The organism is Noviherbaspirillum sp. (assembly GCF_036846085.1).
Lineage (GTDB): Bacteria > Pseudomonadota > Gammaproteobacteria > Burkholderiales > Burkholderiaceae_D > Noviherbaspirillum.
This window is the reverse complement of the sequence record NZ_DAIUCO010000129.1, coordinates 1-14075: the sequence shown is the minus strand read 5'-3', so window position 1 is coordinate 14075 and position 14075 is coordinate 1. Positions and strand designations below refer to the sequence as shown.

The following is a 14075-nucleotide window of genomic DNA, read 5'->3' as shown; positions in this document are numbered from 1 at the left end:
AACAAGGACTGGATGTTGACTTGGTCATCGTCGGCAGGCCTGCATGGCTGATGGAGGAATTCGTCTCTCGCCTGCGTTCTCATCCGGAACTTGGTAAACGATTATTCTGGTTTGAAAGCGCGGATGACAGGGTGTTGCAGGAATTATATGCATCTTCCACCGCACTTCTGCTGGCGTCGGAAGGCGAAGGCTTCGGCCTGCCACTGGTGGAGGCGGCCCAGCATCGGTTGCCAATCATCACCCGGGACCTTCCTGTTTTCCGCGAAGTCGCGGGCGAGCATGCGTTTTATTTCAATGGCGCGTCGGGAAAAGCGCTCGCGGACGCGATCTGGAACTGGCTCGCCCTCTATGCCGAAGGTCGCGCTCCGGCATCGGACGGAATCCGCTGGATCGGCTGGGATGAAAGCACCCGCCAGTTGCTGGCCTCGGTCGAGCAGCAGCAGTGGTATGCCAGGCTGTTCGTGTCCGAAACGGCGACTGCACCGCCAGGTCAACCTGCCCTGTTGACGCCCTCCTGATAGACAAGCATCAATCAACAAGGGCACAAGCGGCATCGACATGCGAACCGCTTGTGCTCCCGGGCTGCCCTTGCGCAGACGTCAAACCAGGTCAAATACCAGTACTTCCGCCTGTTTTCCATCGGCGATCCGGATCTGCGCCTCGTCCACGGCCTTCAGCGCATCGCCGGCCTTGAGTTCCGTTCCGTTGACCGTTACGGCGCCGCGCGCGACGTGTACATAGGCCTTCCGACCGGGTTCAATCGGCAAGTCGGCATGCTCGTCACCATCGAACAAGCCGACATGTACCGTCGCATTCTGGTTGATGGTGACCGAGCCGTCGCGCCCGTCAGGGCTGGCGATCAGGCGCAGCCGTCCGCGCTTTTCCGCCTCGTCGAAATGCTTTTCCTCGTACCCGGGCGGAATGCCGCGCCGGTTCGGCTCGATCCAGATCTGCAGCAGGTGGGTTTCGCGATCCTGCGCATGATTGAACTCGGAATGCCGCACGCCGGTGCCGGCGCTCATGCGCTGCACGTCACCCGGGCGGATGACACTGCCATTGCCCATGCTGTCCTTGTGCGCGAGTTCGCCTTCGAGCACATAGCTGATGATTTCCATGTCCCTGTGCCCGTGCATGCCAAATCCTGTGCCGCCGGCAATCCGATCATCATTAATGACGCGCAACGGTCCGAATCCCATGTTCTCCGGATCGTAATAATCCGCGAACGAGAAACTGAAATGTGAATCGAGCCATCCATGATTGGCGTGGCCCCGATCCTCACTCCTGCGCAGTTCGATCATGATCAGTTCCTTTCCCTTTGGGTGACTGTAAATAACAAATTTAATATTGGGACTGTTACGCAAAAATTAAGGGCATAATTTTCCGCACACCGCCGTATTCCCCGTTTCCACATGAATTCGATCCTGAACGCGTTGCCCAATCCTGGTACGCCCGACAACCGCTACATCGGCCGCTTCGCCCCCTCGCCCACTGGCCCGCTGCACTTCGGCTCACTGGTGGCGGCGATGGCAAGCTACCTGGACGCGAAAGCGCACAAGGGTACATGGCTGGTGCGCATTGAGGATATCGACGAAGCGCGCACCGTGCCGGGGGCGGCGGAGTCGATCCTGCAAACGCTTGCCGCCTTGGGCATGCAACCGGATGGCGACGTGGTCTGGCAGAGCACCCGCAAGGAACTCTATCAGCACGCGCTTGAACGCCTGCAAGATCACACCTATCCATGCGGCTGCACGAGGCGGGAAATTGCCGACTCGCTCACCAGCCTTGCCGCCGATGGCGCGGCCATCTATCCGGGCACATGCCGCAACGGACTCGCGCCGGGCAAGGTGGCGCGTACCTACCGTTTGCGCGTTCCCGGCGATACGGGCGGACGCATCTGCTTCAGGGACCGCTGGATGGGAGAGGTTTGCCAGGATCTGGCGTCGGAGGTGGGCGACTTCGTGCTGAAGCGCGCGGATGGATTCTGGGCTTACCAGCTTGCGGTGGTGGTCGACGACGGTGACCAGGGCGTGACGCATGTGGTACGCGGAGAGGATCTTCTGGATTCGACGCCGCGGCAGATTTACCTGCAGCGATTGCTGCAACTGCCGACACCGGCGTATCTGCATGTCCCGGTCGTCGTCAACGAGCGAGGGGAAAAACTGTCCAAGCAGACCGGGGCGACTGCATTGAATTCAGCGCGCCCGCTGGAGGAACTCATCGCGGCGGCCCGGTTTCTGCGGCTGGAGGCAGGCGACGCATCGTCAATTGACACATTCTGGAAAACCGCCCTGTCCCAATGGGAAAGGCGTTTCAATACCCGTTAGCAGCCGGTTCGTAAATGTCGGCTCAGCGTTTTGGAATGCCGCCCAGCAGCGCCGCGACTTTTGGTTTCTGCGGCTTCGTACCCGGCTGATGTTCGCCGTCGATGTCGTTTTCCGCCGCCGTGCTTTGCTGGGGTTCATACGGCTTCAGAAACCATGGATCGACTTTTTCCTTGCGTCCGGCGTAGCCGCCGCTTCCACGGCCATACTGCGATCCCCTGCTTGGGCCAGAGGTCGACGGTGCCGGACTGGACGGCGCATCCTCGCGTCGCGGACGGCGCTCGGCGGGACGCTGCGGGACAAAGCCGGCGAGATCGACCTTGGAGATCGTATGCTTGATCAGCTTTTCGATGTCCACCAGGAGACGCGTGTCCTTGTCGGTGTACAGCGAGATGGCATCGCCCGATGCGCCGGCGCGCCCGGTCCGTCCGATGCGGTGCACATAATCTTCGGCGTTGTAGGGCAGGTCGAAATTGATCACGCATGGCAGTTCGGCAATATCGAGTCCGCGGGCCGCGACGTCGGTCGCCACCAGCACTTCGATCGTGCCCTGCTTGAATGCCTCCAGCGCCGCCATCCGTTCACCCTGGGTTTTGTCGCCATGGATGGCTGACGCGTTCACGCCTTCCTTTTCCAGGTGACGGGCCAGTCGGGAAGCGCCGATCTTGGTGTTGGAGAACACGATCACCTGTTTCAACCCCCGCTGGCGGATGATGTGGGCGACCGCATCGCGCTTGGCCTCTTCCTCGACCTTGTACAGCACCTGTGTCACGTTGTCGGCCGTGGCATTGCTGCGCGCCACTTCGATCGTGACCGGGCTTTTGAGGAAGCTGGACGCCAATTTCTTGATCTCGGGAGAGAACGTCGCCGAGAACATGAGGCTCTGCCGCTCTTTCGGCAGCAGGTTGATGATGCGCTGCAAGTCGGGCAGGAAGCCCATGTCGAGCATGCGGTCGGCCTCGTCCATCACCAGGATTTCGGTCTGGGACAGGCTCACCGTCTTTTGCTGCACATGGTCGAGCAACCGGCCGGGTGTGGCAATGACGATCTCAACGCCGGCGCGCAATGCGGCAGTCTGCGGCGCCATGTCCATGCCACCGAAAATCACGGTCGATCGCAAGGGCGTGTAGCGGGAATATGCCTTGACGTTGTCGGCGACCTGGTCGGCCAACTCACGCGTCGGCGTCAGGATCAACGCGCGCACCGGATGCCGCGCGGGTGATGCGCTATGACTTGCATTGGCCAGCAGCAATTGAATGATCGGCAGCGCAAATCCCGCTGTCTTGCCTGTGCCGGTCTGGGCAGCGCCCATGACATCGCGCCCTTTCAGGACGACGGGAATGGCTTCTGCCTGGATAGGCGTGGGATGAATATAGCCTTGGTCGGCAAGCGCGCGCAAAATGTCGGGCGACAGTCCAAAATCTTCAAAACGAACGGCCGAAGCGGTATTTTGCGCAGGTGCTAACGAAGTGTCTGACATAGTATCTATAGGATTCACCGATTGATGACGGCACTGATTGGCGGAGACGGGCCGTAGCGCTTGGACACGCTGGTTTGCCGGTCGGCCAGGCCGTCGCTGGAGCGGCGACCGCAACCGTCTGTAGTTGCGTTTAAGAAATAAGCAGAAGCAGCCTGAAACCGCTACTTCCCGATTGAACAGCCAGCCATTATACGCTTCCGCTGCCTGATCTATCACATCAGGCGCTTTCCCGCACCTGGCGTTACGAAGGTTGTCGGTCAGACCGTGCACATGGAAAAAAATTGCACCCACTTTTAAAATGCGTGCGGCGTCACGGCTAGCGCCTGTGCTGGAAAAATCAACAATTCGCTCGCCTGCATTACGGATGACTTCCCATCTCGCAAGGTGCTTTTGTTCATATCAACAAGCAGATGATCAAAGATTAAATGGCCGGGATGGGGTGCTAGAATGCGCATTCCCTTAGCCGGATGTTGACGCAAGAGTGCCTGCACCCCGCCTATCGGTATGCGTTGATGCCGCACTTGCGTATCTCCCGTCGCAAGCCGCCGCGCCGAACAATTGAGAAATCCCCTATAGCGCCATGCGTATGACTCACGAAGAGCGTCAACAGATGATTGTCGAGGTACTTGCGTCGGGGTCCGGTGGCGCAACCGACTCTGAAGGTGTCGCGGCGCGCACCCTTTGGTCATGGGAACGTGTTGCCTTCCATCTGACGCCACTGATCGGCGAAGCCGGCTTTCAATCCCTATACGCAAGGGCCGTTCACCTTGCACTTCCGCAATGCTCCGGCCTGACCGCAGCCAGCCCGGCACAAGCCCTCGGATCGTTGTTCGACAAATTGAAAAGAGAGCTTGAGCAGATGGATGCTTCGGACGCTGCTCGCACAAGCAAGCTATTGCTGGCTACATTTACCGAATTGTTATCAACGCTGATCGGGGAGTCGCTCACTTCCCGCGTTTTGCATTCGGCCTGGAATGACAAGTCGAATACCATCAGTGGAAAGGATTTCCGGAAATGAGTGATAAGGTGGTTTTAGGCAAACTGCCGACGGGCGTCCCCGGACTGGATACCCTTCTGGGCGGCGGTCTTACCGAGTTTTCGTTCAACGTCATTGCAGGCGCGCCAGGCAGTTGCAAGACGACACTGGCTCACCAGATCATGTTTTCGCTTGTCGGGCAGCAGCGCAAGGCATTGTTCTTTACCGTCATCGGCGAACCGCCGCTCAAGATGCTGCGCTACCAGCAGCAATATTCATTTTTCGATATCGACAAGGTCGGATCGATGATCCGTTATGTGAACCTGTCGGACGATCTGAAAAACGACGGGTTCAGCGGCGTGCTGTCACGCATTCTCAATGAAGTGGCGGACTTCCAGCCCAGCCTCATCTTCGTGGATTCGTTCAAATCGGTGGTGCATACCGCCAAGTCGGGCAACGAGGGTATTGCGGATATCCAGCAGTTCGTCCAGACACTGGGAATCCAGCTTGCCACCTGGGAAGCCACGACTTTCCTGATCGGCGAGTATCCGAATGCGGAATCGGACGCCAGCCCGATTTTTACCGTCGCGGACGGCCTCATCAGCCTATCCCAGAGCCTGCATGACAATTATGTCGTGCGCAAAATCCGCATCGTGAAAATGCGCGGCCAAGCGCACCTCGACGGTTTGCACACTTTCCGCATCAATGACGATGGATTGCGAGTTTATCCTCGCGTACTTCAACCCGGCCGCAGCGAACAATCGCGCATACCGGATACCGGCAACGGACACCGGGTCGCCATGGGCAATAGCGAACTCGACGCCATGCTGGGCGGCGGCTTGCCAAGAGGCTATTCACTGCTGGTTTCCGGGCCTTCCGGCTCGGGCAAGACCATGCTTGCGACGGCCTTTCTCGCCGAGGGCGCAAAGAACGGCGAACACGGGCTGATTGCGTCGCTGGAACGCAGCATTGCGCAGGCAATGACCAGTCCGCTTAAGGACCTTGTGCGCGCCTGCCAGGTGACAATCATGGAGAATCGCTCGCTCGGCCTGTCGATCGAGGAAGTCGTCGACAATCTTCTGAATGCCATCGACACTCTCCAAACCAAGCGACTGGTCATCGATTCGCTTTCCACACTGGAGCTGGTCATCGCTCCGGAATTCCGCCAAAACTTCATGGAAGCGATGTACCGCATGGTCGCCAATCTGACGGCCCGGGGCGTGACTATTCTCATCACCACGGAGCCGGCGGCACAGTACGGCGAGGCCAAGTTCGTATCGTCAGACAAGGCATTCCTGACCGATGCCGTCGTTGCGCTGCGATTCTTCGAAAGCGACGGCGAGCTGAAACGCATGATCATGGTCCCCAAAGTACGTGGCAGCATGCACAGCGCTGAAATGAGGCAGTTCACGATCACCGGCGACGGGCTGGTCATCGGCAATACCTTGCGAAACTATGGAAACATTGTTTCAGGTCAGGCGACGATGCAGCCGCCGTTTATCGACAAAGAAGAATAAGCGAAGAAAGCACACATGACTGATGACGGCAGGCGACGTTACGATCCGAACGACCAGGCCATCCAGGTTCCTGTCGATGCATCTGAACCGCACACAAAACTACGGCCGGACGGCAATCGCCTGCAGGATGCCATCGACAACCTGATCTCCGAAGTCACGGCATCGAACGATGCCCAGCAGGCGATCGGTGCGCTGGAAAATCTTGTATCGCAGTTGCGCACCGCCAATCAAAACCTTGTCCTGGCAACGGTCAAGGCGCAGACGCTGCGCGACGAAGCCGAAGCGGTCAATCGTCGCCAGAATGAGTTTCTCGCCATGCTGGCGCACGAGTTGAGAAACCCGCTGGCCCCGATCAGCAACGCCGCCACCGTTCTGGAAAGAATCACCGCCGCCCATCCCCTGCTGCCGAAAGTGCACAATGTCCTGAGCCGGCAGGTCCAGCACATGGCGAGGCTGCTCGACGACCTGCTGGATGCGTCGCGCGTCAGCAGCGGAAAGATCAGCCTTCAGAAACATGCAGTCTCGCTCACCGACATCATCGAACGCGCAGTCGAGGTGAGCCGTCCGTTGATCGACAAGCGCTCGCAGCAATTGACGATCAGCGCCCCATGCGATGCATTGATCATCGACGGCGATCTCGTGCGGCTCGCCCAGGTGTTCTCGAATCTGCTGATCAATGCGTCCAAATACACGCAGGATGAAGGACTGATCGGCCTCACGGTCGAGCGGCATGGCGATATCCTCATCATCACGGTGTCGGACAACGGCGGCGGCATTGCACCCGAAGTACAGCCGTACATATTCGATCTCTTCACGCAGGGGCCACGGTCGCTGGCGCGCACTGAAGGCGGATTGGGCGTAGGACTGACGGTAGCCAAAAGCATCGTCGAGATGCACGGCGGCGACATCACTGTGAAGAGCGACGGCCTCGGACGCGGCAGCAGCTTCCGCGTCACCCTGCCCGCGCACGCGATCGCGCCGTCCGATGCGACGCAGTCGACGCGGCAGGCGGCTCAGCCGGGCCGCTACCAGATTTTGCTGGTGGAGGACAACCTCGATGCGAGCGACACCCTGAAAATGCTGCTGGAACTCGAAGGCCATGTCGTCGATACCGCGCCCGACGGATTACGCGGGCTTGCGATGGCAACGGCGAACCCGTATGACTTCCTGATTTGCGACATCGGCTTGCCGGGCATCGATGGTTTCGAGCTCATCGCCCAGCTCCAGCAGCGTCGCGACCGGCCAACGCCGCGCATGATTGCGCTCTCGGGGTATGGCCAACCGGAAGACCGGGCGAAGGCATTGCATGCCGGATTTGATGAGTATCTCGTCAAGCCGGTGGATGGACAGCAATTGCTGCGCGCTATTTCATTGCTGGCAGCGCCGCTCTCCGCAAGCGCGGCAACATGAATGCGCCGGGTCGCGCGGCAACCGGCGGCATTGAAAGCGTCATATAGCGATACGAAAACAAAGTAGGGTTAGCCTCGGCGAACCCTACTTTGTTTGTGGCGGGTGCGGCTCCGATGCCGAAACGTTGTATTTTCTTTTCTGAGCCAGTTGTACAGGCCAAGCGTCGCCACCCCGAGCCGGCTCGCCACTTTCGCCACTGGATGCTCCCGCTCCGTGACCTGCTCGACTGCCTCGACTTTGAGGCCCTCCATGTCCTGCGTGCTTCTCATAACACTTCCGTCTCGCCAAATCATATGGCTCGAAAGTGGCCACAAAACCAGGGGCGATTGAGGAAGCCTTGACACCCCTGTATGCCAAGGCACTTTCACTGCCTTTCATGATCTGCCGGGATCAGGCCATCAAGGCTTTGCCTCCAGCACCAGGTTGAATGGTGTTTCGGTCGCGCGCCGGAAACGTGAAAATCCGCCTGCGGTCACCACTTCCCTGATCCGTGCTTCCCCCGCTTGCGCACCAAGACAGGCACCCACTTCCTGCGAGCGGGATGCCGGCGTGCAAATGAAAGTCGAGGCGGAATAAAAGATGCGGCCGACCGGATTCAGGTTATCTTCCAGGCGGTCGTTCGCGAACGGCTCTACGATCATCCACGTCCCGTCCGACTTCAGGCTCTTGCGAACATGAGCGGCTGCACCGACCGGGTCACCCATATCGTGCAGGCAGTCGAACACAGCGACAAAATCATAATTCTCGCCGGGGAAGTCCTTTGCCCGCGCCACCTCGAACTGTACACGGTCACCAAGGCCGGCCGCTTCCGCCGCTTTGCGCGCATAGGCAATGGATGGTTCATGATAGTCAAAGCCTGTGATGCGCGCTTCCGGATAAGCTTGGGCCATGATCAGTGTCGACGCACCATGGCCGCAGCCCACATCCGCCACGCGTCCCCCCGTCTTCAAGCGGTTCTCGACACCCTCCAGCGCCGGGATCCAGTTGCTGACGAGATTGACCGCGTACCCAGGGCGGAAAAAACGTTCGGTGCCATGAAACAAGGACGTGTCATGCTCGTGCCAGCCGACACCTAGGCCGGTGCGCATGGCCTGCGTCATTTTTGGAATCGCTTTAAATTGCGCCACCGCAATCTGAAAGGCGCCTGGAATGAAGGCGGGGCTGCCTTCTTCCGCCAACGCAAAAGCCTGCTCCTCGCTCATGCTGAATTTTTGGCTTTCCTTGTCATAGGTGACGTATCCGCTCGCAGCCTGGGCGGACAGCCACTCTTTGAGGTAGCGCGGATCTGTCGAGGTGCGTTGCGCCAGAGCCTCACTGTCACATGGACCATTCTGGGCCAGGTCCTTATACAAGCCTAGCTGGTCGCCAACGACAATGGTTGCTGCATGCATTACAGCACCGAGGTCGCCGACAAACTGACCCATGAATGCATTCAATTTTGCTTCATTAATTGCCATGACATCCTCCTGCATGTAGAAACTTCGGAGAAATTGCGGCCACGGCGTAGAGTGGGAAAGACGCGAATCCGCAAAGGCGGCGTGTCCTTGTGATGAGCGGGATAGGCTTGATGTCGGACGGCAAGCAAGCTTGTTCCGGACTGGCGTGCGCCGAGACCAATTTCATCTTAGGCGGCTATTTATCGGCGCGATAGAGAATTGTCAGGCAAGTTGAATTGGGCCCGATGTGGCATGGATCAGCGATTGAACGGAAAAGAAAAAGGCTTACGCAGAAAATTCGCGTAAGCCTTTGTTTTATTGGTGGGCCTCCCGTGAGTCGAACACGGCACCAACGGATTATGAGTCCGCTGCTCTAACCAAGCATGAGCTAGAGGCCCTTAAAGTCTGGATCTGCCCAACTGCGTCTGCAAACCGGCACACGCCGTGAAGCATGGCGTGTGTACCAAAGTTGCATATTGTACTCAGTTAGATCAACTGCCTTCAAGGAAACTCTTCAGCTTGTCGGAGCGTGACGGATGGCGCAGCTTGCGCAACGCTTTTGCTTCGATTTGCCGGATCCGCTCGCGGGTGACGTCAAACTGCTTGCCGACTTCTTCCAGCGTATGATCGGTGGACATCTCAATGCCAAAGCGCATGCGCAGCACTTTTGCCTCTCGGGGCGTCAGTGAATCGAGCACGTCCTTGACCACGCCACGCATGGATGCATGCAGTGCCGCATCGGCTGGCGCCAGCGTGTTGTTGTCTTCGATGAAATCGCCGAGGTGAGAATCGTCGTCGTCGCCGATCGGTGTTTCCATCGAAATCGGCTCTTTGGCGATCTTCATGATCTTGCGGATCTTGTCTTCCGGCATTTCCATCTTGATCGCCAGCGTCGCCGGATCGGGCTCCGCACCGGTTTCCTGCAGGATCTGGCGCGAGATGCGGTTCATCTTGTTGATGGTTTCGATCATGTGCACCGGGATACGGATGGTGCGCGCCTGGTCGGCGATCGAACGCGTGATCGCCTGGCGAATCCACCATGTCGCATAGGTCGAAAACTTGTAGCCGCGTCGGTATTCAAACTTGTCCACCGCTTTCATCAGGCCGATGTTGCCCTCCTGGATGAGGTCGAGGAACTGCAGGCCGCGGTTGGTGTATTTCTTCGCGATAGAGATCACCAGGCGCAGGTTGGCTTCGGTCATTTCACGCTTGGCCTTGCGGGCCTTCATTTCACCGGCGGCCATCTTCTTGTTGATGTTCCGGAGATCAGGCAGCGGCAGCACGACGCGTGCTTGCAGATCGATCAATTTCTGCTGCAATTCCTTCACCGTCGGCACGTTACGACCGAGGATGGTGCTGTACGCCTCGCCGGACGTGACTTCGCCGTCGATCCAGTCGAGGTTGGTTTCGTTGCCCGGGAAGGTCTTGATGAAGTGCGTGCGCGGCATGCCGCACTTGTTCACCACGACATCAAGAATCTGCTTTTCGATATGCCGTACTTCATCGACCTGGCCACGCAGCGTGTCGCACAGTTTTTCGACGAACTTTGCGGTGAACCGCATGCTCAGCAATTCATTGGAAATCGTTTCTTGCGCCTTGACGTAGGGCTTGGAGTTGTAGCCCTCTTTTTCGTACGCCTTGCGCATCTTGTCGAACTGGCTTGAAATCTCGCTAAATTTATCCAGCGCATCGCGCTTGAGCTGCTCAAGCTGTTCAGCGGAGAAGCCGGCCGCACCTGATGCGTTGTTCTCTTCTTCTTCCTCTTCGCCTTCTTCGTCTTCGTCCTCTTCTTCGTCGTCGGCCGACGCGGCAGGGACTGCGGCAGCGATGGTCTGCTCGGGCGCATCCATATCGACCATGCCATCAACGATTTCGTCGACCTTGATCTCGTCCTTTTCGATGCGGCTGGCCGCCACGAGGATTTCAGCGATGGTGGTCGGGCAGGCGGAGATCGCCTGGATCATGTCCTTGAGACCGTCCTCGATCCGCTTGGCGATCTCGATTTCGCCTTCGCGCGTCAGGAGTTCGACCGAGCCCATCTCGCGCATGTACATGCGCACCGGATCGGTGGTGCGGCCGAAGTCGGAATCCACGGTGGACAATGCGGCTTCCGCAGCGGCTTCGGCGTCGTCATCGCTGGCGACCGTGGCGACGTTGTCGGACAGCAGCAGGCTTTCGGCATCGGGAGCATGCTCGTAGACGGCGATGCCCATGTCGTTGAACGTGCCGATGATGCCGTCGATCGCTTCCGGATCGACAATGTTTTCCGGCAGATGGTCGTTGATTTCCGAATAGGTGAGGAATCCGCGCTCCTTGCCGAGCTTGATCAGCGTTTTCAGTTTCTGGCGGCGGCGCTCAAGTTCCTCTTCAGTGGCTTCAGTGTCGGACGAGAAAGCGTCCTTCAGCAGCGCTTTTTCCTTGGCTTTGCGGTCTTTTGCCTTGGCCTTGTCGGCGGCCTTCAGTTCCGCGCGCTCGACCGCATTGAGTGCCGCGACTTCTTCGTTCTCAGGCTGGAATTCCTTCGGTTTGCGTCCGCGGCGGCCCGGCACCTTCACCGATGGCAGCACATAGCTGGACGTGTCGATCGCCGCCAATGCGGCGGCATCGGTGGTCTGGCTGACCGCCATGACTTTGGCTTCGGACTTCGGCTCGGCCTTCGCCTGGGCCTTTGGGGGTTTGGCGACGGTCGTTGTTTCGGTTTTCTTGTTTGTCACAGGAGCTTTCAGTTTCTCGGAAGCCGGCTTCACAGCGGCTTTGGATGAAGGGTTAGCCTTGGACGACGGTACTGTATTCACCGGTTTCGCTACGGCCTTGGCGGCCGATTTCGTCGCAGCTTTACTTGGCGTTTTTGCCTTGCTTGCGGGCTGGGCGGCAACAGAATTCTTGACGGCAGGCTTTGCCATCGACTTGCCGGAAGCGGGTTTAGTTGCAGCCGATTTCGAATTTTTTGCGTCTGGGGTGGTTTTCGCGGTTTTTTTCATTGCGTTCGCCATGGGATCAATTCCAACTGGATTGCTCTCATTGCGCAACAAAAGTGCGTATGCGGAGCCTATGAATACATTTGTGCTTCAACCGGCTTGGTAGTCGCCCGCGCGATTATCCCGAACATCCCGACTTGGAATTCAATTCGCCAAACGAATTACTCTAAGGCCTTGAATCAAAAGCTTTAAATAATAACACAGCGAGCAATGTTGCTCCAACTCAAAGCTGTGCAATCTGTAAACAAAACCATCAGCGTGTCACGTTTTCGACCTCTGCCTGGCGCCGGAGTTGCTCTTGCTGCTGGAACAGTTCGCGATATCGGCTGCGCGCCTCCTCGTTTCCCAGTCCAGAGGCCGCCAAGGCCTCCATTTCCGCTTTCAATAATTGCATTTTAGTCTGCCGAATCGCACCGGCAAGCTCCAAACGCGCCGTAGCGATCTCCGACTCGGGCTCGGCGGCAACTTCGGCGATCAATGCATCAAAATCACTGTTTTCCATCTTCAATTGCTGCGCCAGTGCCGCAAAGTTGGCCTGCGGCCCGAGTGCCCGGCAGGCGTTCAGAAGCTGACTCAGCATCGTTGCATTGTCCGGAGAGAGCCCGGTCATCGCATCGATCGCGCCCTGGTCAAGTTCGGATGCCAGTGCCGGATGCACGACAAGCAACCGGATGATCTGCCGCTCCAAACCCATTGGCGGCGTGCGCTTGGTGCGTGGCGGTGCAATCTTCGTTCGAGCAACCGGCTGGGCAAGCTCGAACAACGCTTCGATTTCTGCTGGCGTCGTCTGTGTTATCTGGGCAAGGCTGCGCACGATTTGCAGCCGCAGTGCCGACGGAGGCATCGCCTGAAGCAGGGGCTTGGCATCGAACTGCGCCTTGGCGCGGCCTTCGGATGTGCTTAGATCATTGTCTGCCGTAACTTCCTTCACCAGGAATTGCGACAACGGCATCGCGTCGCGCACCTGTTGCTCAAATGCATCTGCCCCCATTTCGCGAACATAGCTGTCAGGATCGTGTTCGGCCGGAAGGAACAGGAATTTCAGGGTTTTATTGTCCGACGCATGCGGAAGGCAGGCATCCAGCGCTCGCCGTGCAGCGCGGCGGCCAGCCGCGTCGCCGTCAAAACTGAAAATCACATGGTCCGTTTGCCGGAGGAGTTTCTGCACATGGGTTGGCGTACAAGCCGTGCCGAGCGTCGCAACCGCTTGCGGGAACCCGAGCTGGGCAAGCGCGACGACGTCCATGTAACCCTCGGTAACCAGTGCATAACCGGCTTCACGAATCGCCTGACGGGCCTCAAACAGCCCATAAAGCTCACTTCCCTTCTGAAATAAGGGTGTTTCGGGCGAATTCAAGTATTTCGGCTCGCCGCCATCGAGTACGCGGCCACCGAAGCCGATGACCTGCCCCTTGGTATTGCGGATAGGAAACATAATGCGATCGCGAAAGCGGTCGTAGCGCTTGCGTGGTCCGCCGTCTTCGTCGCCCTTTTCGATCAGCAAGCCTGCCTCGACGAGCTGCGGCGCATCATAGTTGGGAAACACCTGGCGCAGGCTGTCCCAGCCGTCGGGCGCGTACCCCAGTCCGAAGCGGGCGGCGATTTCGCCGGTCAGCCCGCGTCCCTTGAGATAGGCCACCGCGTGCTGGGCGCCTCGCAACTGCTGGCGATAAAAATCGCAGGCCTGCGTCATTGCGTCCGAGAGTGCAAGGCTCTTCGCCTGGACTTCCGCGCGCTGGGCGGGAGGCAGGCGATCCTGGTCGGGTACGATCATGCCGACGTTCTGGGCTAGATCCTTGACCGCCTCGACGAAGCCAAGCCCGGAGTATTCGATCAGGAAACCGATCGCCGTGCCATGCGCACCGCAGCCGAAGCAGTGGTAAAACTGCTTCGTCGGACTGACGGTGAAACTGGGGGATTTTTCGTTATGGAACGGGCACAAGCCCATGTAATTGGC

General features: G+C 58.5%; 11 protein-coding genes and 1 tRNA gene. 6 read left to right on the top strand and 6 right to left on the bottom strand.

The genetic code is table 11. From position 1 onward, the window contains the following. The coding region (locus V7080_RS15375; RefSeq protein ID WP_334189271.1) for a glycosyltransferase at window positions 1–518 on the top strand (518 nt) is incomplete at its 5' end. A gap of 81 nt (window positions 519–599) precedes the next feature. Here the strand turns inward: V7080_RS15375 and V7080_RS15370 are convergent. Continuing rightward, on the bottom strand, window positions 600–1298 hold the full coding sequence (locus tag V7080_RS15370; protein WP_334189270.1) for a pirin family protein: 699 nt from the start codon (window positions 1296–1298) through the stop codon (window positions 600–602). Window positions 1299–1409: 111 nt separating this feature from the next. Between V7080_RS15370 and gluQRS the strand changes: the two genes are divergently transcribed. Further along, on the top strand, window positions 1410–2324 hold the full coding sequence (gene gluQRS / locus V7080_RS15365) for a tRNA glutamyl-Q(34) synthetase GluQRS (RefSeq protein WP_334189269.1): 915 nt from the start codon (window positions 1410–1412) through the stop codon (window positions 2322–2324). 22 nt (window positions 2325–2346) lie between these two features. Here the strand turns inward: gluQRS and V7080_RS15360 are convergent, their stop codons facing one another. Continuing rightward, window positions 2347–3801: a DEAD/DEAH box helicase gene (locus V7080_RS15360; RefSeq protein WP_334189268.1), complete on the bottom strand. Its 1455-nt coding sequence runs from the start codon at window positions 3799–3801 to the stop codon at window positions 2347–2349. Between the two features lie 580 nt (window positions 3802–4381). Between V7080_RS15360 and V7080_RS15355 the strand changes: the two genes are divergently transcribed. The 3 genes from V7080_RS15355 to V7080_RS15345 are packed head-to-tail and all read left to right on the top strand — an operon-like array spanning window position 4382 to window position 7704. Next, window positions 4382–4819: a hypothetical protein gene (locus V7080_RS15355; RefSeq protein ID WP_334189267.1), complete on the top strand. Its 438-nt coding sequence runs from the start codon at window positions 4382–4384 to the stop codon at window positions 4817–4819. Beyond that, the gene (locus V7080_RS15350; RefSeq protein WP_334189266.1) at window positions 4816–6294 is read left to right on the top strand and encodes an ATPase domain-containing protein; all 1479 of its coding nucleotides are present in this window, start codon (window positions 4816–4818) and stop codon (window positions 6292–6294) included. The genes V7080_RS15355 and V7080_RS15350 overlap by 4 nt, the downstream gene beginning before the upstream one ends. A gap of 15 nt (window positions 6295–6309) precedes the next feature. After that, complete coding sequence (locus tag V7080_RS15345; RefSeq protein WP_334189265.1) at window positions 6310–7704, top strand: hybrid sensor histidine kinase/response regulator; 1395 nt, start codon at window positions 6310–6312, stop codon at window positions 7702–7704. Window positions 7705–8102: 398 nt separating this feature from the next. Here the strand turns inward: V7080_RS15345 and V7080_RS15335 are convergent, their stop codons facing one another. The 3 genes from V7080_RS15335 to rpoD form a co-directional block, all read right to left on the bottom strand. After that, window positions 8103–9161 carry a class I SAM-dependent methyltransferase gene (locus tag V7080_RS15335; protein WP_334189264.1) on the bottom strand — a complete coding sequence of 353 codons (1059 nt, stop codon included), beginning with the start codon at window positions 9159–9161 and terminating at the stop codon, window positions 8103–8105. A gap of 298 nt (window positions 9162–9459) precedes the next feature. Then, window positions 9460–9538, bottom strand: a tRNA-Ile gene (locus V7080_RS15330). 93 nt (window positions 9539–9631) lie between these two features. Continuing rightward, entirely contained in the window at window positions 9632–11767 is a 2136-nt protein-coding gene (gene rpoD / locus V7080_RS15325; protein WP_334189263.1) for an RNA polymerase sigma factor RpoD, read from the bottom strand. Here rpoD and V7080_RS15320 point away from each other — a divergent pair. Next, the gene (locus V7080_RS15320) at window positions 11766–12224 is read left to right on the top strand and encodes a hypothetical protein (protein WP_334189262.1); all 459 of its coding nucleotides are present in this window, start codon (window positions 11766–11768) and stop codon (window positions 12222–12224) included. The two genes, rpoD and V7080_RS15320, sit on opposite strands and share 2 nt — an antisense overlap. A gap of 147 nt (window positions 12225–12371) precedes the next feature. On the opposite strand, the gene dnaG is transcribed toward V7080_RS15320, so the two are convergent. Beyond that, window positions 12372–14075: DNA primase (gene dnaG / locus V7080_RS15315; protein ID WP_334189261.1), on the bottom strand; the 1704-nt coding region annotated here is incomplete at its 5' end.

What these genes read in the sequence shown, in the direction of transcription:
- gluQRS (WP_334189269.1), top strand. Translation starts at nt 1,410, where the DNA reads ATGAATTCGATCCTGAACGCGTTGCCCAATCCTGGTACGCCCGACAAC.
- V7080_RS15320 (WP_334189262.1), top strand. Translation starts at nt 11,766, where the DNA reads ATGACTTTGGCTTCGGACTTCGGCTCGGCCTTCGCCTGGGCCTTTGGG.
- V7080_RS15350 (WP_334189266.1), top strand. Translation starts at nt 4,816, where the DNA reads ATGAGTGATAAGGTGGTTTTAGGCAAACTGCCGACGGGCGTCCCCGGA.
- V7080_RS15345 (WP_334189265.1), top strand. Translation starts at nt 6,310, where the DNA reads ATGACTGATGACGGCAGGCGACGTTACGATCCGAACGACCAGGCCATC.
- V7080_RS15370 (WP_334189270.1), bottom strand. Translation starts at nt 1,298, where the DNA reads ATGATCGAACTGCGCAGGAGTGAGGATCGGGGCCACGCCAATCATGGA.
- V7080_RS15335 (WP_334189264.1), bottom strand. Translation starts at nt 9,161, where the DNA reads ATGGCAATTAATGAAGCAAAATTGAATGCATTCATGGGTCAGTTTGTC.
- rpoD (WP_334189263.1), bottom strand. Translation starts at nt 11,767, where the DNA reads ATGGCGGTCAGCCAGACCACCGATGCCGCCGCATTGGCGGCGATCGAC.
- V7080_RS15360 (WP_334189268.1), bottom strand. Translation starts at nt 3,801, where the DNA reads ATGTCAGACACTTCGTTAGCACCTGCGCAAAATACCGCTTCGGCCGTT.
- V7080_RS15355 (WP_334189267.1), top strand. Translation starts at nt 4,382, where the DNA reads ATGCGTATGACTCACGAAGAGCGTCAACAGATGATTGTCGAGGTACTT.